The sequence below is a fragment of the Pseudomonas sp. Fl5BN2 genome (genome assembly GCF_009908205.1).
GTDB lineage: Bacteria > Pseudomonadota > Gammaproteobacteria > Pseudomonadales > Pseudomonadaceae > Aquipseudomonas.
Map to the genome: position 1 here is coordinate 65,642 of NZ_JAAARL010000025.1, position 23,652 is coordinate 89,293.

At 68.1% G+C, this 23,652-nt stretch carries 2 protein-coding genes (1 of these 2 running past the window's edge); both read left to right on the forward strand.

What is annotated here, in order from left to right; all coding sequences use genetic code 11:
• On the forward strand, positions 1-13,116 hold the full coding sequence (locus GV819_RS27770; RefSeq protein ID WP_161759231.1) for a non-ribosomal peptide synthetase: 13,116 nt from the start codon (positions 1-3) through the stop codon (positions 13,114-13,116).
• Positions 13,113-23,652: the 5' portion of a non-ribosomal peptide synthetase gene (locus GV819_RS27775; RefSeq protein ID WP_161759232.1), read on the forward strand. The gene runs 4,166 nt beyond the window's last position; only the first 10,540 of its 14,706 coding nucleotides appear in the window; its start codon is at positions 13,113-13,115; its stop codon lies off the right edge, out of view. The genes GV819_RS27770 and GV819_RS27775 overlap by 4 nt, the downstream gene beginning before the upstream one ends.

A 23,652-nucleotide genomic window follows, 5' to 3' on the forward strand; every position in this document is an offset into this window, starting at 1 on the left:
ATGCAGTTCAGCGAATTGATGGCAGTTCTTTCGACCCTCGCGATCCGTCTCCAACGGGATGCCGAGGATCTGCTGGTGCAGGGCGATGACGAGGCGTTGGATGATGCGCTTTGGGACAGCCTGGTCGAGCACAAGGCGCAGCTTCTGGAGCTGGTGGCCGGGCAGGGCGGTCATTGGTTGAGCCCGGCGTTCAGGATCACCCCGGACATGCTGCCCCTGGTACAGCTGGACCCGGCGGCCATCGAGCGTATCGTCGCCGCGGTGCCCGGTGGCGCCGCCAATGTGCAGGACATCTACCCCCTGGCGCCGCTGCAGGAAGGCATGCTCTATCACCACCTGTCCGCGCCCCAGGGCGATCCCTATGTGCTGCAGGCGCGCTTCGCCTTTGCCAGCGAGGCACTCCTGCAAGCCTTTGCCGACGCCCTGCAATGGGTCATCGACCGGCATGACATTCTGCGCACCGCGATTGCCTGGGAAAGTCTCGATGAGCCGCTGCAGGTGGTCCTGCGCCAGGCGCCGCTGGTGTGTGAGGCGGTGTCGCTGAACCCCGCCGCCGGTGATGTCCTGGGCCAACTGCAGGCACGCTACGATGCCAGTCGTTTCCGCCTGGACCTGCGCCAGGCGCCGCTGCTGCGCCTGGTGTACGCCCAGGATCCGGGCAACCAGCGGTATGTCGCCCTGCTGCTGTTCCATCACATGGCCCTGGACCACGCCGCGCTGGACGTGGTGCGCCAGGAGATCCAGGCCCGCTTGCTCGGGCACAGTGCCCGACTGCCGGCGCCAGTGCCGTTCCGTGATCACCTGGCCCTGGCCCGGCTGGGCCAGCGCGAGGAGCAGCACGAAGGCTTTTTCCGCGAGATGCTCGGCGACATTGACGAGCCGACCTTGCCGTTCGGCCTGGGGGACGTGCAGGGCACGGCAAGGCACATCGAAGAGCACCGGCTGACCCTGGACCGCGAACTCAGCCAGCGCCTGCGTAACCAGGCCCGGCAACTGGGGGTGAGCACGGCCAGCCTGATGCACCTGGCCCTGGCACGCGTGCTGGGCCAGGTCTGCGGCCGCGAGGCCGTGGTCTTCGGCACGGTGCTGCTGGGCCGCATGGAGGTCGGCGAGGGTGGCGAACGGGCCCTGGGGATGTTCATCAATACCCTGCCGTTGCGGGTGGATGTCGGCGCCCAGGGCGTGCGCGCCGGAGTGCTGGCCACCCACCAGCGGCTGACCGCCTTGCTCGCCCATGAACACGCGTCCCTGGCCCTGGCCCAGCGGTGTAGCGGGGTCAGTGCACCGACCCCACTGTTCAGCGCCATGCTCAACTACCGCCACAGCCACGCCAGTGATGGTGCCGACGTCCAGGAACTGGTGCCGGGGATCCAGGTGCTGGGGGCCGAGGAGCGCACCAACTACCCGCTGACCGTCAATGTCGACGACCTGGGGCAAGACTTCCGCATCACGGCACTGGTGGACGCGACGATTGGCGCCGAGCGCATCGGCGGCTACCTGTTGACCACCCTGGAAAGCCTGGCCCTGGCCCTGCAAGCAACCCCGGAGGCCGCGCTGCACAGCCTGCAAATGCTCCCGGCCAGCGAACGGCGCTATTTGCTGCAAGGCTTGAACACGCCCCTGGCGCATTACCCGGACAGCCCGCTGCTGCATCAGCAGGTCGAGGCCCAGGCCCGGGTCCAGCCCGAGGCCCCGGCGCTGATCTACCAACAGCAGCGCCTGAGCTATGGCGAACTCAACCAGCGCGCCAATCAGGTGGCCCATCGGTTGCTGGCCCTCGGGGTTCGGCCGGATCAGCGGGTGGCGATCTGTGTCGAACGTGGCCTGGAAATGATCATTGGCCTGCTGGGCATCCTCAAGGCCGGTGGTGCCTACGTGCCCATCGACCCGGCCTACCCGCGCGAGCGCATCGCCTACACCCTGCAGGACAGTGCCCCGGTGGCGCTGTTGGTGCAGGCTGATACCCAAGGCCTGGTGAGCGGCCTGCGGGTGCCGCTGATCGACCTCGACAGCCGCACCCTGGCCTATGAAGCGCTGGATAACCCCGAAGTGCCGGGGCTGACCTCGGCCAACCTGGCTTACGTGATCTACACCTCCGGTTCCACCGGCTTGCCCAAGGGCGTGATGGTCGAGCACCGCAACGTTGCCCGGTTGTTTGCCGCCACCCGTGACTGGTTCGATTTCAACTGGCGGGATATCTGGGCGCTGTTCCATTCCTTTGCCTTCGACTTCTCGGTCTGGGAAATCTGGGGCGCGCTGGTGCATGGCGGACAATTGCTGGTGGTGCCGCAAGCCATCAGTCGCTCGCCGGACGCCTGCTACACGCTGCTCTGCGAAACCTCGGTGAGCATCCTCAACCAGACCCCCAGCGCCTTCCGCTCGCTGATCGCGGCCCAGGGCCAGAGCTCGCTCAAGCATTCCCTGCGCCAGGTGATCTTCGGCGGCGAAGCCCTGGAACCGGCCATGCTCAAGCCCTGGTACGCGCGGGTCGACAACGTCGGCACCCAGCTGGTGAATATGTATGGCATCACCGAAACCACGGTGCATGTGACCTATCGACCGTTGCAGGCGGCGGATGCCTTGCTGGTGGGCAGCAGCCCCATTGGCCGGCGCATCCCCGATTTGCAGCTGTACGTACTCGATGCCCGGCGCGAACCCTTGCCCACCGGCGTGGTGGGGGAGTTGTACGTGGGCGGTGCCGGGGTAGCGCGGGGTTATCTCAATCGCGATGAGCTCACGGCCGAGCGCTTCATTGCCGATGCCTTCAGCGCGCAACCGGGCGCACGGCTGTACAAGACCGGCGACCTGGCGCGCTGGCGCAACGATGGCAGCCTGGAATACCTGGGGCGCAACGATGACCAGGTGAAGATTCGCGGTTTCCGCATCGAGTTGGGCGAGATCCAAGCACGCCTGGCAGATTGCGCCGGGGTCCGCGAGGCGGTGGTCATCGCCCGCGAAGACAGCCCGGGGGACAAGCGCCTGGTGGCTTATGTGATTGCCCGGCCAGGAGCAACGCCCAGCGCCACCCAGCTGCGTGAGCAACTGCGCCACAGCCTGGCCGACTACATGCTGCCCAGCGCCTTTGTGCTGCTCGATGCCTGGCCCCTGACCACCAACGGCAAGCTCGACCGCAAGGCTTTGCCGGCACCGCACAGCGAGGCCGTGGCCCGGCAAGACTATGTTGCGCCACAGGGCGAAGTGGAGCAGGCGATTGCGCGGATCTGGCAGGAATTGCTCAACCTGCCGCAAGTCGGGCGCCAGGACAATTTCTTCGAACTGGGCGGGCATTCGTTGCTGGCGGTCAAGCTGATGGAGCGCATGCGCCAGGTGGGCCTGTGCGCCGATGTCCGCGTGCTGTTCGGCCAGCCGACCCTGGCCGCGCTGGCCGCCGCCGTGGGGGGGCCGCGCGAAGTATCGGTGCCGGCCAACCGCATCGGTGCCGGTTGCCAACGTATCACCCCGGAGCTGCTGCCCCTGGCGGACCTCGATCAGGCGGCCATCGAGCGGGTGCTGGCGGCGGTCCCCGGCGGCGTCGCCAATGTCCAGGACATCTATGCCTTGGCGCCGTTGCAGGCGGGCATTCTCTATCACCACCTGAGCAGCGCCGCCGGCGACCCCTACGTGCTGCAGGTGCAGTTCGAATTCCGCGACGAAGACGCCGTGCAAACCTTCGCCCTGGCCATGCAGCAGGTGATTCAGCGCCACGACATCCTGCGCACCAGCGTGCACTGGCAAGGCCTCGATGAGCCGGTGCAGGTGGTGTGCCGGAATGCGCCCCTGGCCTTGCAAGTGCTGGAACTGGACCCGGCCCAGGGCGCGACCCTGGCGCAACTGCAGGCGCGTTTCGACCCTCGGCACTATCGCCTCGACCTGACCTGCGCACCGCTGTTGCGCCTGGCCTGTGCCCAGGACCCGGGACAGCAGCGCTGGCTGGGCATCCTGCTGTTCCATCACCTGGCCCTGGACCACACCTCACTGGACGTGCTGGTGGAGGAAATCGGCGCTGTGCTGCAAGGGCGCTGCGGGCAATTGGCGCCCGCAGCGCCGTATCGCAACTATGTGGCCCAGGCGCGCCTGGGGCTCAGCGAGGCGGAGCATCAAGCGTTCTTCCGCGAGATGCTGGCGGACATCGACGAGCCGACCCTGGCGTTCGGCCTGCAGGACGTCAATCGCGACGGCAGTGGCATTCACGAGCACTCGTTGCTGCTGGACCCGGCGCTGTGCCAGCGCTTGCGTGAGCAGGCGCGGCGGCTCGGGGTCGGCGTCGCCAGCCTGATGCACCTGGCCTGGGGCCTGGTGCTGGGGCAAGTGTCCGGCCGCGACGAGGTGGTGTTCGGCACCGTGCTGCTGGGCCGGATGCACGGCGGCGCGGGGGCCGACCGGGCCCTGGGCATGTTCATCAACACCTTGCCGCTGCGGGTCAGCCTCGGCTCCCAGGGGGTGGCGGATGCGCTGCGCGGCACCCACGCCCGGCTCGCACAGTTGCTCGGCCATGAGCACGCGCCCCTGGCCCTGGCCCAGCGTTGCAGTGGCGTGCCTGCCTCATTGCCGCTGTTCAGCAGCCTGCTCAATTACCGGCATGGCACCTTGGACAGCGGCCGCGAGCAGGGGCCGGCGACCTGGGACGGGATTCGCGTGCTCGATTCCGAGGAGCGCAGCAACTACCCGCTGGCGCTGAACATCGACGATGACACCGAGGGTTTGCGCCTGACCGTGCAAGCCGTGGCGCAGCTGGACGGCGCCCGGGTCTGTGGTTACCTCAACTGTGCCCTGCAACACCTCGCCGAGGCCCTGGAGCAGACCCCGGCCAAGGCCCTGCAAGAAGTCCCGGTGCTGCCGGAGGCCGAACGCCGGCAACAGCAGCTGGAATTCAACGCCACCGACCGCGCCTACCCACGCCAGCAGACCTTGCACCAGCTGTTCGAAGCCCAGGTCCTGGCCCATCCCCAGCGGGTGGCGGCGGTAGAGGGTAGCGCGCAGCTCAGCTACGCCGAGCTCAATACCCGGGCCAATCAATTGGCCCACCATCTGCTGGAACTGGGTGTGCAGCCCGGAGACGCTGTGGCGCTGCTGCTACCGCGGTCCCTGGACCTGTTGGTGAGCCAGCTGGCCATCAGCAAATGCGCCGCGGCCTATGTGCCCCTGGACATCAATGCGCCGGCCCAGCGCCAGGGCTACATGGTGCAGGACAGTCAGAGCGTGGCCTGGCTGACCCACAGTGACCGGGAGCTGGAATTCCCGGCGCGCCGGGTCGACCTGGACCGCTTGCAACTGGCAGCGCTGCCCGAGCATAACCCCGGCCTGCTGCAGTCTTCCGAGAGCCTGGCCTACATCATGTACACCTCCGGCTCCACCGGCCTGCCCAAGGGCGTGCTGGTGCCGCACCGGGCCGTGAGCCGCCTGGTGATCAACAATGGCTACGCCGATTTCAATGCCGACGACCGCGTGGTCTTTGCCTCCAACCCGGCCTTCGACGCCAGCACCATGGACGTCTGGGGCGCCTGGCTGAATGGCGGGCGAGTGCTGGTGATTGATCACCACACGTTGCTTGAACCTGAGCGCTTTGGCCGCGCCCTGAGTGCCTCGGGGGCCACGGTGCTGTTCGTCACCACGGCGTTGTTCAACCAGTATGTGCAACTGATCCCCGAGGCCCTCAAGGGCCTGCGGATTCTCCTTTGCGGTGGCGAGCGCGCTGACCCGGCGGTCTTCCGCCGGTTGCTGGCGCTGGCGCCGCAACTGCGCCTGGTGCATTGCTACGGCCCCACGGAATCCACCACCTACGCCACCACCCATGAGCTCCAGCACTTGGCAGATGACGCCGAGCACGTGCCCATCGGCCGGCCGATTTCCAACACCCGGGTGTATGTCCTGGATGCCCGGCAGCAGCTGCTGCCGATCGGCGCCCAGGGTGAAATCGTGATCGGCGGCGACGGCGTGGCCAAGGGCTATCTCAACCGCCCCGAGCTGACGGCCGAGAAGTTTATCCGCGACCCTTTCAGCGACCGGCCCGAGGCGCTCCTGTATCGCACCGGGGACATTGGCCGCTGGCTGGAAAACGGCCTGCTGGAGTGCCTGGGGCGCAACGACGACCAGGTGAAAATCCGCGGCCTGCGCATCGAATTGGGCGAGATCGAGACGCGGCTGGTGGCGTGCCCGGGGGTCAAGGACGGCGTGGTCCTGGCCCGCGAGGACGAACCCGGGGACAAGCGCCTGGTGGCCTATTACACCCAGCCGGCGCAGGCTCCGCTGCTGTCCGCGCAAGCCCTGCGCGCCGCCCTGCAACAGCAGTTGCCGGACTACATGGTGCCCCTGGCCTATGTGCGCCTCGACGCGCTGCCCCTGACCAACAACGGCAAGCTCGACCGCAAGGCCCTGCCGGCGCCGGACGCGTCGGCACTGCTCAGCGGTGAATTCGTGGCCCCCGAGGGCGAGGTGGAGACAGCCTTGGCGCGGATCTGGAGCGAGTTGCTCAAGGTCGAGCGAGTGGGGCGCCACGATCACTTCTTCGAGTTGGGTGGGCACTCGCTGCTGGCGGTGAGCCTGATCGAACGCATGCGCCAGATTGGCCTCAGTGCCGATGTGCGGGCGCTGTTCAGCCAGCCGACCCTGGCGGCCCTGGCCGCTGCCGTGGGCAGTGGTCGCGAGGTGCAGGTGCCGGCCAACCGCATCGCGCTGGATTGCCCGCGTATCACTCCGGAGCTGTTGCCATTGATCGAGCTGGACCAGGCCGCCATCGACCGGGTGGTGGCCAGTGTCCCCGGAGGCATCGCCAATGTGCAGGACATCTACCCCCTGGCACCCTTGCAGGAAGGCATTCTCTATCACCATTTGAGTGCCGAGCAGGGTGATCCCTACCTGCTGCAATCGCGCCTGGCGTTCGACAGTCTGGAGCGCCTGCAGCGTTTCGCCGGGGCCTTGCAGCAGGTGATCCTGCGCCACGACATCCTGCGCACTGCGGTGCTCTGGGAGGGCTTGCCGCAGCCGCTGCAAGTGGTCTTGCGCGAGGCGGCGCTGCAGGTCCAGGAGCAACTGCTGGACCCGGCGGACGGTGATCTGCTTGAGCAATTGCACCAGCGCTTCGACGCCCGCCACTGGCGCCTGGACCTGGCCCAGGCACCGCTGATTCGCCTGGTCTATGCCCGGCACCCGACGCAGCAACGGGTGGTGGCGATCCTGCTGTTCCACCACCTGGCCCTGGATCACACCGCGATGGAGGTGATCGGTGAGGAAATGCGCGATCTGCTGTTCAACCGCAGCGAGCACCTGGGCACACCGGTGCCGTACCGCAACTATGTGGCCCAGGCTCGGCTGGGAGCCGGCCAGGCCGAGCATGAAGCGTTCTTCCGCGAGATGCTTGGCGATATCGACGCGTCAACCCTGGCCTTCGGTGTGGAGGATGTGCAGGGCGACGGCCGTGATATCGAAGAGGCTCAGTTGCCCTTGCCCGATGCCTTGAGCCAGCGCCTGCGCGAGCACGCCCGGCAGTTGGGGGTGAGTGCCGCGGCGCTGATGCACCTGGCCTGGGGCCTGGTGCTGGGGCAGGTGGCGAACCGCCGGCAGGTGGTGTTCGGCACCGTGCTGATGGGGCGCATGCAGGGCGGCGAGGGCGCCGACCGCGCCCTGGGAGTGTTCATCAACACCTTGCCAGTGCGGGTGGATGTGGACCACGGCGGAGTACGCGCGGCGGTCAAGGCCACTCATGCCCGGCTCAGCGCCTTGCTCGGCCACGAGCATGCGTCCCTGGCCCTGGCCCAACGCTGCAGCGGCGTGGCGGCCAGTTCGCCGCTGTTCAGCGCCTTGCTCAACTACCGCCATAGCGCCCCGCCAGGGGCCGTGCAGGACGCTATGGATATCTGGCAGGGGGTCGAACGGCTGGGCGGCGAAGAACGCAGCAACTACCCGCTGAGCCTCAGCGTCGATGACCTGGGCGAAGGCTTCGGCCTGTCGCTGCTGGCCCAGGCCAGCATCGGTGCCCAGCGCTTGGGCGGCTATATGCTCAGTGCCCTGGAACAACTGGTGGACGCTCTGGAATGGAGCCCGGAGCTGGCGCTCGGGCAACTCTCGGTGTTGCCGTCGGCAGAACGTGAACAGGTGCTGGAAGGCTTCAATGCCAGCGTCGCCGACTATCCCCGTGGGCAGACCCTGCACGGCCTGTTCGAGGCCCGGGTACAGCAGGCCCCCGAGGCCGTGGCGCTGGTGCAAGGGACGCTGCGCTTGAGCTATCGGCAGCTCAACCAGCGGGCCAACCAACTGGCCAGGCAACTGCTGGAGTTGGGCGTACGCCCGGATGATCGCGTAGCGCTGTGCCTGCAGCGCGGCCCGCACCTGTTGACCGGCATGCTGGCGATTCTCAAGGCCGGGGCCAGCTATGTGCCCATCGACCCGAGCCATCCGCCGGAGCGCATCGCCTACCTGTTGCAGGACAGCGCGCCTTTGGCGGTGCTGGTGCAAAGCCTGACCTGCGAGCTGCCGGGCAGCCTCGACCTGCCGCAGATCGATCTCGACGGCTACGTCTGGCAGGACGCTGCCCTGGGCAATCCCCAGGTGCCACGCCTGACCCCGGCGCACCTGGCCTATGTGATCTACACCTCCGGTTCCACCGGCCAGCCCAAGGGCGTGATGGTCGAGCACCAGAGCCTGGAGAACCTGGTGCACTGGCATTGCAGCGCCTTCGACCTGGGCCCGGGACGTCACGCCTCAAGCCTGGCCGGCCTGGGTTTCGACGCCATGGCCTGGGAGGTCTGGCCGACCCTGTGCAGTGGCGCCACCCTGCACCTGCCGCCGGCCGAGGTCGGCAGCCAGGACCTCGATGCGCTGCTCGACTGGTGGCGGGCGCAACCCCTGGACGTGAGCTTCCTGCCGACCCCGGTGGCCGAATACGCCTTCAGCCAGGACCTCGGGCATCCGACCCTGGGCACCTTGTTGATCGGCGGTGACCGGCTGCGTCAATTCCCCCGTGATCCGGGGTTTGCGGTGATCAACAACTACGGCCCCACCGAAGCCACGGTGGTGGCCACTTCCGGTTTGCTCGCGGCCGGTGGCGCCCTGCATATCGGCCGGCCCATGGCCAATGCGCGGATCTACCTGTTGGATGAACTGCAGCGCCCGGTGCCCCTGGGGGTCACGGGCGAGCTGTACGTGGCGGGTGCCGGGGTGGCCCGGGGTTACCTCAACCGTGCCGGGCTGACGGCCGAGCGCTTCCTCAACGATCCGTTCAGTGCCGAGCCCGAGGCGCGCATGTACCGCAGCGGCGACCTGGCGCGCTGGCGCGCCGACGGCAGCCTCGACTACCTGGGGCGCAACGATGACCAGGTGAAGGTCCGCGGCATGCGCATCGAACCGGGGGAGATCGAGGCAGTTCTGCTCGGCCATGCGGCCCTCAAGGAGGCGCTGGTGCTGGTCAGCGATGGACGCCTGCTGGCCTATTTCACGCTGCACACCAGCGCTGCCGGCCAAGGCCCGGCCCCCGAAGACCTGCGCGACCACCTGCAAGGCCGCTTGCCGGATTACATGGTGCCGGTGGCCTACGTGCAGCTCGATGCCCTGCCGCTGACCGCCAACGGCAAGCTCGACCGCAAGGCCCTGCCGCAACCGGAGCAGGGCGCCTGGCTGAGCCGCGGCTTCGAGGCGCCTGAAGGCGAGGTAGAGCTTGCCCTGGCGCGGATCTGGAGTGAACTGCTGCAGGTCGAACAGGTCGGGCGCCACGATCACTTCTTCGAACTGGGCGGGCATTCGCTGCTGGCGGTGAGCCTGATCGAGCGCATGCGCCAGGTCGGTCTCGGCGCTGATGTGCGGGTGCTGTTCAACCAGCCGACCCTGGCGGCCCTGGCTGCTGCGGTGGGCAGCGGCCGCGAGGTGCAAGTGCCGGCCAGCCTGATCGCGGCCGATTGCCCGTGCATCACCCCGGACCTGTTGCCGCTGATCGAATTGGATCAAGCGGCCATCGAGCGCATCGTCGCCACGGTTCCGGGCGGGGTGGGCAATGTGCAGGACATCTATCCCCTGGCGCCGTTGCAGGAAGGCATTCTGTATCACCACCTCAGTGCGCGGCAGGGCGACCCTTACCTGCTGCAGTCGCACCTGGGGTTCGCCAACCGGCAACGCCTGGAGGATTTCGCCACGGCCCTGCAGCGGGTTGCCGAGCGCCACGACATCCTGCGCACCGCGGTGCTCTGGGAAGGCCTGAAACAACCGGTGCAAGTGGTCTGGCGGCGGGCCGCGGTGGTGCTGGAACAGATCGAGTTGGAGCCGACGCACGGCGACATCCTGGAGCAACTGCACGCACGTTTCGATGCCCGGCATTGGCGCCTGGACCTGACCCAGGCGCCGCTGATGCGCCTGGTGTATGCCCAGGACCCGGTGCGGCAGCGCATCGTGGCGATTCTGCTGTTCCATCACATCGCCCTGGATCACACCGCCCTGGAGGTGGTCCGTGAGGAAATCCAGGCCTGCCTGCTGGGGCAGGAGCCGGTGGGTGCGGTGATTCCCTACCGCAACTACGTGGCCCAGGCTCGCCTGGGAATCAGCCGCGAGGAGCACGAAGGGTTTTTCCGCGAGATGCTGGCGGACATCGAGGCCCCGACCCTGCCGTTCGGCTTGCAGGACGTGCAAGGCGACGGCGACGCCATCGAGGAACTGCAGCAGCCGCTGGAGGCCGAGCTGAGTGCGCGCCTGCGGGCCCAGGCGCGCTTGCTCGGGGTCAGCGCCGCGAGCCTGTTCCACCTGGCATGGGCCCGGGTCCTGAGTGTCACCTCGGGCCAGGACAGCGTGGTCTTCGGCACCGTGCTGCTGGGGCGCCTGCAAGCCGGGCAGGGGGCTGATCGGGCCCTGGGCATGTTCATCAACACCTTGCCGTTGCGGGTCGACCTGGATGACCGCGGCACCCGTGCGGCGGTCAAGACCACTCACGCCCGGCTCAGCGCCCTGTTGGGCCATGAGCATGCGTCCCTGGCCCTGGCCCAGCGTTGCAGTGGCGTGGCCGCGCCGCTGCCGCTGTTCAGCGCCATGCTCAACTACCGCCACGGCAGCGACGCGGCCCAAAGCGGCGCGGTGCAACAGGCCTGGCAAGGCATCGACACCCTGCACAGTGAGGAGCGCACCAACTATCCCTTGAGCCTCAACGTCGATGACCTGGGGCGGGGCTTTCGCCTCACTGCGATGACCCTCGCGCGAATTGGCGCCGGGCGCATCTGCGGCTACATGGAGCAGGCCCTGCGGGCCCTGGTGGACAACCTCGAACAGGCGCCGCAGACGCCGTTGCGCCAGGTGCCGATCCTGCCGCTGGAGGAGCGTCGCCAGCTGTTGCACGGTTTCAATGCCACGGCCGTGGACTACCCCCTGGAACAGACCCTGCACGGGCTGTTCGAGGCCCAGGTGCTGCGCAGCCCCGAGGCCCTGGCACTGCAAGCGGGGGAGCTGCAACTGAGCTATCGCCAGCTCAACCAGCGGGCCAACCAGTTGGCCGGGCACTTGCGGCAGCTGGGTGTCGGCCCGGATACCCGGGTGGCGATCTGTGTCGAGCGCGGGCTACCGATGGTCGTCGGCCTGCTGGCGATCCTCAAGGCCGGTGGCGCCTACGTGCCCATCGATCCGGCGTACCCCGCAGAACGCATCGGCTACATGCTGCAGGACAGCGCGCCGCTGGCGGTGCTGGCCGAGGGCGCGACCCGCGCACTGTTGGGGCCGGTATCGGCGCCACTGGTGGACCTCGACCAACTGGCCTGGAGCGAACGCCCGGTGGCCAACCTGCAATGCCCCGAGCTGAGCCCAAGCCACCTGGCCTACGTGATCTACACCTCCGGTTCCACCGGCCAGCCCAAGGGGGTGATGAACGAGCACCGGGCGGTGGTCAACCGCCTGCTGTGGATGCAGGAGCAGTACCGCCTGACGGCCGAGGACGCGGTGTTGCAGAAAACCCCCTTCAGCTTCGACGTGTCGGTCTGGGAGTTCTTCTGGCCGCTGTTCACCGGCGCACGCTTGGTGATGGCGCGTCCGGAGGGCCACAGGGACCCGGCGTACCTGCGCCAGGTGATCCGCGACGAAGGCATCAGCACCTTGCACTTCGTGCCGTCGATGCTCGATGTGTTCCTGGCCCACGGCGACGCCACGGACTGCGTCGCCCTGCGCCAGGTGATGTGCAGCGGCGAGGCCCTGCCGGGCAGCCTGGTGCGGCGCTTCAAGGCGCAGTTGCCAGGGGTTGGCTTGCACAACCTCTATGGCCCCACCGAAGCGGCGGTGGACGTCACCGCCTGGGACTGCGCCGGGCCGCTGCAGCAGACCCCGGACCACACCCCTATCGGCAAGCCCATTGCCAATACCCGGATGTACCTGCTGGACGGGCAGATGCAACCGGTGCCGCTGGGGGTCGAAGGTGAGTTGTACATCGGCGGGGTGCAGGTGGCCCGGGGGTATCTCAACCGCGAGCAACTGAGTGCCGAGCGCTTCCTCAAGGACCCCTTCAGCGACCAGCCACGAGCGCGGATGTACCGCACCGGCGACCTGGGCCGCTACCGGGCCGACGGCACGCTGGAGTACCTGGGGCGCAACGATGATCAGGTGAAAATCCGTGGCCTGCGCATCGAGCTGGGGGAGATCCAGGCCCGCCTGACCCAGCTCGCTGCGGTCAAGGAAGCGCTGGTCCTGGCCCGCGAGGACGTGCCCGGCGACAAACGCCTGGTGGCCTACTACACCACCCATGACCAGGCCGTACGGCTGCCCGCCGAGCAGTTGCGCGGGGAGTTGTTGCAGCATCTGCCGGACTTCCTGGTGCCAGCGCTGTTCGTGCACCTGGAGGCCTTGCCCCTGGGGCCCAACGGCAAGCTGGCGCGCAAGGAACTGCCAGCGCCGGGGCTGGACGCGGCCCTGGTGCGCGAGTACGAGGCGCCGCAGGGGGAAGTGGAAATCACCCTGGCGCGGCTCTGGGCCGAGTTGCTCAACGTCGAGCGGGTCGGTCGCCATGATCATTTCTTCGAACTGGGCGGGCACTCCCTGCTGGCAGTCAGCCTGATCAGCCGAATGCGTGACGAAGGCATGGAAGCCGATGTCCGGGCGTTGTTCGAACAACCGACCCTGGCGGGTTATGCGGCAATTACCGAGCGAATGGAGATCGTCCTGTGAGCGTGATCGAACTGTTGGCGACACTGAAGGAAAAGGACGTTCAACTGGTGCTCAAGGACGACCAACTGGTGGTCCAGGGCAACAAGCAGGCCTTGAGTGAAGCGGCCTTGCTGGCCCGGCTGCGGGCCTACAAACCGCAGCTGATCGAGTTGATCAGATCCGGGCAGTATTCGCCGACCAAGGCCGGGCAGGTGCAGGTGCCGGCCAACGGCATCACCCCGCACACCCGGCGCATCACCCCGGAGCTGCTGCCCCTGGCCGACCTCGACCAGCCGGCCATCGAACGGATTGTCGCCACGGTGCCGGGCGGGGTGGCCAACGTTCAGGACATCTACCCCCTGGCGCCGCTGCAGGAGGGCATTCTCTATCACCACGTCAGTGCCGTGCAGGGCGACCCCTATGTCATGCAGGCGCAGTTCGCCTTCGACAGCCTGGCGCGTTTGCAAGCCTTCGCCGAGGCCTTGCGCGGGGTCATCGCGCGCCACGATATCCTGCGCACGGCCGTGCTCTGGGACGGCCTGGAACAGCCGATGCAGGTGGTCTGGCGCGAGGCCGGGCTGATCCTTCAGGAAGTCGAGACTGACCCGGCCGCCGGCGAGGTGCTGGCCCAATTGCATGCACGTTTCGATGCCCGCCACTATCGCCTGGACATCAGCCAGGCACCGATGCTGCGCCTGGTGCATGCCTGGGATGCAGCCGGGCAGCGCATCGTCGCCATGCTGCTGTTCCACCATATGGCCCTGGATCACAGCGCCCTGGATGTGGTGCGCCACGAGATGCAGGCGTTCCTCATGGGCCAGGCCGGGCGCCTGGGACCGGCGCTGCCATTTCGCAACTACGTGGCCCAGGCCCGGTTGGGGGTCAGTGAACAGGAGCACGAAACCTTCTTCCGCCAGATGCTTGGCGATATCGACGAGCCGACCTTGCCGTTCGGCCTGCAGGACGTGCAGGGCGATGGCCGGGCCATCGACGAAGCCAGCCTGGCGCTGCCGCCGTTGTTGAACCAGCGCCTACGGGCCCAGGCGCGCAAGGCCGGGGTCAGCGCCGCGAGCCTGTTCCACCTGGCCTGGGGGCGGGTGCTGGGGACCTTGGCCGGCAAGCACAAAGTGGTGTTTGGCACCGTATTGATGGGCCGCATGCAGGGCGCCGAGGCCACCGACCGGGCCCTGGGAATCTTCATCAACACCTTGCCGTTTCGCCTGGATGTGGACGGGCAGGGCCTGGGCGATGCGCTCAAGGCCACCCACGGGCGCCTGACCACCTTGCTCCGGCATGAACACGCGGCCCTGGCCCTGGCCCAGCGCTGCAGCGGGGTCAGTGCGCCGACCCCGCTGTTCAGCGCCTTGCTCAATTACCGCCACAGCGCCGCCGGGGCCAGTGCCGAGGCCCAGGCGGCCTGGGCCGGCATCAGCACCCTGAGCTCCGAGGAGCGCACCAATTACCCCCTGACCCTGAGCGTCGACGACCTCGGCGACGCTTTCAGCCTGACCCTGCTGGCCAGCACCCAGGTCGACCCGCAGCGCATCCTCGGCTACCTGCTGTGCACCCTGGAGAACCTGGCCCAGGCCCTGGAGCAGACCCCGCAATTGGCCCTGGAGCAACTGTCGATTCTGCCCCCGGCCGAGCGCGAGCAACTGCTCGACGGCTTCAACCGCAGCCTGGCGGACTACCCGCGGGGCCAGACCGTGCACGGGCGCATCCAGGCCCAGGCGGCACGCACCCCCAATGCGGTGGCGGCCTGGTATCAGGGCCGCGACCTGAGCTATGGCGAACTCGATCGGCAGGCCAATGTGCTCGCCCGCCAGTTGCGCGGGCTTGGGGTGCAGCCTGACGACCGAGTGGCGATCGTCGCCCGGCGCAGCCTGGAAACCCTGGTGGGGCTGTTGGCGATCCTCAAGTCCGGGGCCTGCTATGTGCCTATCGACCCGGCCCATCCGGCCGAACGCCTGCGCTACTTGCTCGACGACAGTGGGCCCCAGGCAGTGCTGATCCAGGCCGATCTGCTGAGCCGCCTGCCTGCCCTGGCGGTGCCGGTGATCGAGCTCAATCAGCGCCTCTGGCAAGGGCTGTCCGTAGACGCCAGTGAGGTGCCGGAGCTGACCCCGGGCAACCTGGCCTATGTGATCTACACCTCCGGTTCCACTGGCCTGCCCAAGGGCGTGATGGTCGAGCACCAGAGCCTGTGCAACCTGGTGGACTGGCATTGCCAGGCCTTTGACCTGCAGGCCGGTAGCCAGACCTCGAGTCTCGCCGGTTTCGGTTTCGACGCCATGGCCTGGGAGGTCTGGCCGGCCCTGTGCGTCGGCGCCACCTTGCACCTGGCGCCGGCCCATGACGGCACGGAAGACGTGGATGGCTTGCTCGCCTGGTGGCGCGCCCACCCCCTGGACGTGAGCTTCCTGCCGACCCCGGTGGCCGAGTACGCGTTCAGCCAGGACCGCGGCCATCCGACCCTGAGCACCCTGCTGATCGGCGGCGATCGCCTGCGCCAGTTCAGCCAGGGGCAAAGCTTTGCCCTGATCAACAACTACGGCCCCACCGAAGCCACGGTGGTCGCCAGCTCCGGCCTGATCGAGGCGGGGCAGGGGCTGGACATCGGCCGGCCGGTGGCCAATGCGCGGATCTACCTGTTGGATGAACAGCAGCGCCCGGTGCCCATTGGCGTCGCTGGCGAGTTGTATGTGGGCGGCGTCGGGGTGGCCCGGGGTTACCTCAATCGCCCGGAACTGACCGCTGAACGCTTTCTCAAGGACCCCTTCAGCGCTGCTCCCGGCGCGCGCATGTACCGCAGCGGCGACCTGGCCCGCTGGCTGGCGGACGGACGCATCGAGTACCTGGGGCGCAATGACGACCAGGTGAAGATCCGTGGCGTGCGCATCGAACTGGGGGAAATCGAGACCCGGCTCAACCAGTTTCCCGGGATCAAGGAAGCGGTGCTACTGGCTCGCGAAGACCAGCCAGGCAACCCACGGTTGGTGGCCTATTTCACCGAGCACGAAGCACACCCCGCGCTGGTGCTGAGCGAGTTGCGCGGGCATTTGCTGGCGCAGTTGCCGGACTACATGGTGCCGGTGGCCTACGTGAAGCTCGACGCCTTGCCGCTGACCGCCAACGGCAAGCTCGACCGCAAGGCGCTGCCGGCCCCGGACCAGGCGGCGCTGTTCACCCGCGAGTACGAGGCCGCCCAAGGCCCGACCGAAACCACCCTGGCGGCGATCTGGTGCGAGGTGCTGCACCTGCCGCGGGTTGGGCGCCATGACCACTTCTTCGAGCTGGGCGGCCACTCATTGCTGGCCATGCGCATGGTGTCCCAGGTGCGTCAGCGCCTGGGGGTGGAACTGGCACTGGGGGAGCTGTTCGCCAATGCCGAGTTGAGCGCCGTGGCCGCGGTGCTCGACCGGGCCGGGCGCAGCCAGTTGCCGGAGATCTTCCCGGCGCTGCAGGACCAGGACCTGCCGCTGTCCTTTGCTCAGCAGCGCCTGTGGTTCCTGGCGCAGATCGACGGCGCCGGCAGCGCCTACAACATTCCCATCGGCCTGGCCCTGCGCGGGCAACTGGATCGCCCGGCGCTGCAACAGGCGCTGCACGGCATCGTCAGCCGGCACGCCACCTTGCGCAGCCGCTTTGTCTCTGTTGACGATCAACCCCAGGTGCTGATCGGGCCGATCGACGGCGCCCTGCAACTGGCGTTCGAGGACCTCGCCGAGGCGCCACTGACCTTGGCCGAACGGGTGCGGGCCGAGGCTGCCCAGGCCTTCGACCTGGAGCAGGGACCGGTGATTCGCGGGCGTTTGCTGCGTTTGGCGGATGACCACCACGTGTTGCTGCTGACCCTGCACCACATCGTCGCCGATGGTTGGTCCATGGGCGTGCTGACCCGCGAGCTGGTGGCCCTCTACGAGGCTTTCAGCCAGGGCCGTGCCGACCCGTTGCCGCCGCTGGCCGTGCAGTACAGCGACTTTGCCTTGTGGCAACGGCGCTGGCTCAGCGGCGAGGTGCTGCAACAGCAGGGCGACTACTGGCGCCAGGCCCTGGCCGGTGCCCCGACCTTGCTGGTGTTGCCCAGCGATCGGCCCCGGCCGCAGCAGCAGGATTTTACCGGTGGCAGTGTGGCGATCTTCCTGGACTCGCCATTGACCGCCCAGCTCAAGACCTTGAGCCAGCGCCATGGCTGCACGCTGTACATGACTTTGCTCGCGGGCTGGGCCCTGCTGCTGGGGCGGCTGTCGGCGCAGAGTGATCTGGTGATCGGCAGCCCGGTGGCCAACCGCATGCGCGCCGAAGTCGAAGGCCTGATCGGCCTGTTCGTCAACACCCTGGCCCTGCGCCTGGATGTCAGCGGCGAGCAGAGCGTCGCAGGGCTGCTGGCCCAGGTTCGCGCCCGCAGCCTGGAGGCCCAGGCCCACCAGGACCTGCCGTTCGAGCAGGTGGTGGAAATCGTCCGGCCCCAGCGCAGCTTGTCTCACAGCCCGCTGTTCCAGGCGGTGCTGGCCTGGGTCGACAACTTCGCCCAGGACCTGGTGCTGGGTGACCTCAAGCTGGAAGGCGTGACCGGCGCCAGCCAGGTGGCCAAGTTCGATTTGACCCTGAGCCTGGGCGAGAGCCAGGGGCAGATCCGTGGTTCCCTGGACTACGCCAGCGCACTGTTCGACGCCGGCACCGTGCAGCGTTTTGCCGGTTACCTGGTCCAGGTGCTGCGGGCCATGGTCGCGGACGATCAGCAGGCCCTGGCCCGAGTGCAATTGCTGGAGCCGGCCGAGCGCCGGCAGTTGCTGGAAGACTTCAACGCCAGTGCGGTGGATTACCCGCGGGGCCAGACCCTGAACCAGCGTTTCGCCGCCCGGGTCGCCGCGCAGCCCGAGGCTATTGCAGTGCTGTCCGGGACACAGCGCCTGAGCTATGGCGAGCTGGATGCCCAGGCCAATCAACTGGCCCATTACCTGCGCGAGCTCGGTGTCGGCCCGGACAGCCGGGTGGCGATCTGCGTCGAGCGCGGCCCACAGATGGTCGTCGGCCTGTTGGCGATTCTCAAGGCCGGTGGCGCCTATGTGCCCATCGACCCGAGCCACCCCGAGGAACGCATCGCCTACCTGCTGCAGGACAGTGCACCGTTGGCGCTGCTGGTACAGGGCGCGACCCGCCGTGCCGTCGGCACCCCGGGATTGCCCTTGATCGATCTCGACCGGCCCGGCTGGCAACAGCAACCGCTGGACCATCCGCAGGTGCCTGGATTGACCAGCGGCAACCTTGCCTATGTGATCTATACCTCCGGTTCCACCGGCCTGCCCAAGGGCGTGATGGTCGAGCACGGCAGCCTGGCAAACCTGGTGGACTGGCACTGCCAGGCCTTCGACCTGGGGCCGGGCCGGCACACCTCCAGCGTCGCCGGGTTCGGCTTCGATGCCATGGCCTGGGAGGTCTGGCCGGCGCTGTGCGGCGGTGCGACCCTGCACCTGCCGCCGGCCAATGTCAGCCACCAGGACATCGACCAGCTGCTGCGCTGGTGGCAGGCCCAGCCGCTGGATGTGAGCTTCCTGCCGACCCCGGTGGCCGAGTACGCCTTCAGCCAGGGCCTCGGTCATCCGCACCTGCGCACCCTGTTGATCGGCGGCGACCGCCTGCGCCAGTTCAGCCAGGGGCAAAGCTTTGTCCTGATCAACAACTACGGCCCCACCGAAGCCACGGTGGTCGCCACTTCCGGGGTGATCGAGGCCGCAGGCCCGTTGGACATCGGCCGGCCCATCGCCAATGCGCGCATCTACCTGCTGGATGAACAGCAGAAGCCGGTGCCCCTGGGGGTTGCCGGCGAGCTGTATGTGGGCGGCGCCGGGGTGGCCCGGGGTTACCTCAATCGCCCGGAACTGACCGCCGAACGCTTCCTCAAGGACCCCTTCGGCGATCATCCGGACGCACGCATGTACCGCAGCGGCGACCTGGCCCGCTGGCTGGCGGACGGGCGCATCGAGTACCTGGGGCGCAACGACGATCAGGTGAAGATCCGTGGCGTGCGCATCGAGCTGGGCGAGATCGAGACTTGCCTCAACCGGTTGCCGGGGATCAAGGAAGCAGTGCTGCTGGTGCGCGAAGACTCGCCGGGACAGAGCCGCCTGGTGGCCTATTTCACCGCGTCCGGCACCGCCATCCCGACCCCGGCCGAACTGCGGACGCAGTTGCTGGGGCAATTGCCCGAGTACATGGTGCCGGCGGCCTACGTGCACCTGCAGGCGCTGCCGCTGACCGCCAACGGCAAGCTGGATCGCCGGGCACTGCCGCAGCCGCAGCTCGATGCCGTGCTGTCCCGGGACTATGAGGCGCCCCAGGGCGCCAGCGAAGTAGCCCTGGCGCAGATCTGGAGCGAGTTGCTGCACTTGCCGCGGGTCGGGCGTCAGGATCACTTCTTCGAGCTCGGCGGCCACTCGCTGCTGGCCATGCGCATGCTGTCCCAGGTGCGTCAGCGCCTGGGGGTGGAGCTGGCCCTGGGGGACGTGTTCGCCAATGCCCAATTGAGCGCCGTGGCCGAGGCCCTGGCGCGCTCCGCGCGCAGCGACCTGCCGGACCTGCTGCCGGTCCCTGCGGGCCAGCCATTGCCGCTGTCCTTCGCCCAGCAGCGCTTGTGGTTCCTGGCGCAGATGGAAGGGGCCAACACGGCCTACAACATTCCCATCGGCCTGCGCTTGCGCGGGCAGCTGGACGGCGACGCCCTGCTGCAGGCCCTGGAGCGCATCGTCGCGCGCCATGAAACCCTGCGCAGCCGCTTCGCCCAGTACGCTGACGAAGCCGAGGTGGTGATCGCCCCGGTGGAAGCCGGGCTCGATTTGCGGGTGGAAAACCTGCGCGGCCATCCCCAGGCCAAGCAAGCCTTGCAGGCCCTGGTCCAGGGCGAAGCCTCGGCGCCGTTCGACCTGCAACGCGGGCCGCTGATCCGCGGACGGCTGATCCGCCTTGCCGACGATCACCATGTGTTGCTGCTGACCTTGCACCACATCGTCAGCGATGGCTGGTCCATGGGCGTGCTGACCCGGGAACTGGTGGCGCTGTACCACGCCTTCAGCCGTGGTCTGCCCGACCCATTGCCGCCGCTGGCGGTGCAGTACAGCGACTTTGCCCACTGGCAGCGACGCTGGTTGTCCGGCGCGGTACTGGAGCAGCAGGCGCAGTACTGGCGCCAGGCCCTGGACGGCGCGCCGCCGTTGCTGATGTTGCCCACCGACCGGCCACGGCCGGCCCAGCAGGATTACGCCGGCAGCAGCGTCGAGGTGCGCCTGGACAGCCAACTGACCGCCGGCCTGCGGGCCTTGAGCCAGCGCCACGGCACCACCTTGTACATGACCCTGCTGGGGGCCTGGGGGCTGTTGCTCGGGCGTCTTTCGGGGCAGGCCGAAGTAGTGATCGGCACCCCGGTGGCCAACCGCATGCGCGCCGAGGTCGAAGGGCTGATCGGCCTGTTCGTCAACACCTTGGCCTTGCGCCTGGACCTCGGCGCGGCGCCCCGTGTGGAAACGCTGCTGGCCCAGGTCAAGGCCCGGACCCTGGAGGCCCAGGCCCATCAGCACCTGCCATTCGAGCAGGTGGTGGAAATCCTGCGGCCGCTGCGCAGCCTGTCCCACAGCCCGTTGTTCCAGACCCTGCTGACCTGGCAGAGCGGCGACGGCCCGGAGTTGGTGCTGGGCGACCTGCGCCTGGAAGGCATCCACGAGGCCAGCCACTTCGCCAAGTTCGACCTGTCCCTGAGCCTGGGCGAGGTGCAGGACCGCATCGAAGGCAGCCTGGAATTCGCCACGGCGCTGTTCGATGAAGCCACCGTCCAGCGTTATGCCGGTTACCTGCAGCGGTTGTTGCAGGCCATGGTGGCGGACGATCAGGCGCTGCTGGAGCAACTGCCGCTGCTCGATAGCGCAGAGCGCGAGCAACTGCTGGAAGGCTTCAATGCCACGACCCGGGACTATGCCCTGGAGCAGACCCTGCACGGGCTGTTCGAGGCCCAGGTGTTGCGCAGCCCCGAAGCCCTGGCACTGCAAGCGGGTGAGCAACAACTGAGTTACCGCGAACTCAATCAACAGGCCAATCAACTGGCCGGGCACCTGCGGCAATTGGGGGTGGGCCCGGACAGCCGGGTGGCGATCTGCGTCGAGCGCGGGTTGCCGATGGTGCTCGGCCTGCTGGCGATCCTCAAGGCCGGCGGCGCCTACGTGCCCATCGACCCGGCCTATCCGCGGGAACGCATCGCCTACATGTTGCAGGACAGCGCACCCCTGGCAGTGCTGGTCCAGGGCGCTAGCCGCGAGCTGCTGGGTTCGCTGGCGCTGCCTTTGGTGGACCTCGAGCAACCGCTCTGGAATCACCAGCCACCGGTCAATCCGCAGCTCGCCGAGCTGAGCCCGAGTCACCTGGCCTACGTGATCTACACCTCCGGTTCCACCGGCCAGCCCAAGGGCGTGATGAACGAACACCGGGCGGTGGTCAACCGCTTGCTGTGGATGCAGGAGCAGTACCGGCTGACGGCCGCCGACGCAGTGTTGCAGAAGACCCCGTTCAGCTTCGACGTGTCGGTGTGGGAGTTCTTCTGGCCGCTGTTCACCGGCGCGCGGCTGGTGATGGCGCGCCCGGACGGGCACAAGGACCCGGCCTATCTGCGTGAGCTGATCCAGCGCGAAGGCATCACGACCTTGCACTTCGTGCCGTCGATGCTCGACGTGTTCCTGGCCTATGGCGATACCCGTGACTGCGCCGGCCTGCGCCAGGTGATGTGCAGCGGCGAGGCGCTGCCGGGCAGCCTGGTGCGACGCTTCAAGCAGCAACTGCCGAGCACCGCGCTGCACAACCTCTACGGCCCCACCGAAGCCGCAGTGGACGTCACCGCCTGGGATTGCGCCGGCCCGCTGGCGCAGACCGCGGACAACACGCCGATCGGCAAGCCGATCGCCAACACCCGGATGTACCTGCTGGACGGCCAGATGCAGCCGGTGCCCCGGGGCGTGGTGGGCGAGCTGTACATCGGCGGGGTGCAAGTGGCCCGGGGTTACCTGAACCGCGAGCAACTGACCGCCGAACGCTTCCTCGAGGACCCGTTCAGCCCTGTGTCCGGGGGGCGGATGTACCGCACCGGCGACCTCGGGTGCTACCTCGTCGACGGCACCCTCGAGTACCTGGGGCGCAATGACGATCAGGTGAAGATCCGTGGCCTGCGCATCGAACTGGGGGAAATCCAGGCCCGCCTGACCCAGTTGGCCGGGGTCAAGGAGGCGGTGGTGCTGGCCCGCGAAGACGTGCCCGGCGATCAGCGCCTGGTGGCCTACTACACCACTGGCGACGGGCACCCGCCTCTGGCGGTGGAGCAACTGCGGCTGGCGCTGCTGGAGCACCTGCCGGACTACATGGTGCCGGCGCTGTTCGTGCACCTGGAGGCCTTGCCCCTGAGCCCCAACGGCAAGCTGGAGCGCAAGGCGCTGCCGGCCCCGGGGCTGGCCGCGGCCACGGTGCGCGAGTACCAGGCGCCGGTCGGCGAGGTGGAAATCCTCCTGGCGCAGCTCTGGGCCGAGTTGCTCAAGGTCGAGCGAGTCGGGCGCCACGATCACTTCTTCGAACTCGGCGGGCATTCGCTGCTGGCGGTGAGCCTGATTGGTCGCATGCGCCGGGCCGGGCTGTCGGCGGATGTGCGGGTGCTGTTCGGCCAGCCGACCCTGGCGGCCCTGGCCGCGGCCGTGGGTCGGGGCCGGGAAGTGGCGGTGCCGGCCAACCTGATCTTCCGCGATTGCCCACGCATCACCCCGCCGATGCTGCCGTTGCTGGCGCTGGACCAGGCGGCCATCGACCGGGTGGTGGCCACGGTTCCCGGCGGCACCGCGAATGTCCAGGACATCTACCCGCTGGCGCCTCTGCAGGCCGGGATCCTCTATCACCATTTGGCGGCAAGCCAGGGTGATCCCTATGTGCTGCAGGCGCAGTTCGCCTTCGACAGCAGCGAGCGCCTGCAAGCGTTTGCCCGAGCCTTGCAGGGGGTGATCGAACGCAACGACATCCTGCGCAGCGCAGTGCTCTGGGAAGGCCTCGAAGAGCCGCTGCAAGTGGTCTGGCGCAAGGCGCCGCTGGCGGCCGATGAGATCGCCCTGAACGCTGACCAAGGTGACATCCTGGGCCAGTTGCAGGCGCGCTTCGACAGCCGCCGCTACCGCCTGGACATCGCCCAGGCGCCCCTGCTGCGGCTGGTGTACGCTCGGGACCCGGTCAACCAGCGGCTGGTGGCGCTGTTGCTGTTCCATCACCTGGTGATGGACCACGTGGCCCTGGAGGTGCTGCAGCACGAACTGCAGGCCTTCCTTCTTGGCCAGCACCAGCGCCTGGGGGACGCGGTGCCGTACCGCAACTACGTGGCCCAGGCGCGCCTGGGGATCGGCGAGGCGGAGCACGAAGCCTTCTTCCGCCAGATGCTCGGCGACATTGATCAGCCGACCCTGCCCCTGGGCCTGCAGGAAGTGCCGGGGGGCAGCGCCGAACTCAGCGAAGCGCGCCAGCCCCTGGACCGCCTGCTGAGCCGGC

Excerpts from the sequence above, each read along its gene's own strand:
- GV819_RS27770 (WP_161759231.1), top strand. The coding sequence starts at position 1 with ATGCAGTTCAGCGAATTGATGGCAGTTCTTTCGACCCTCGCGATCCGT.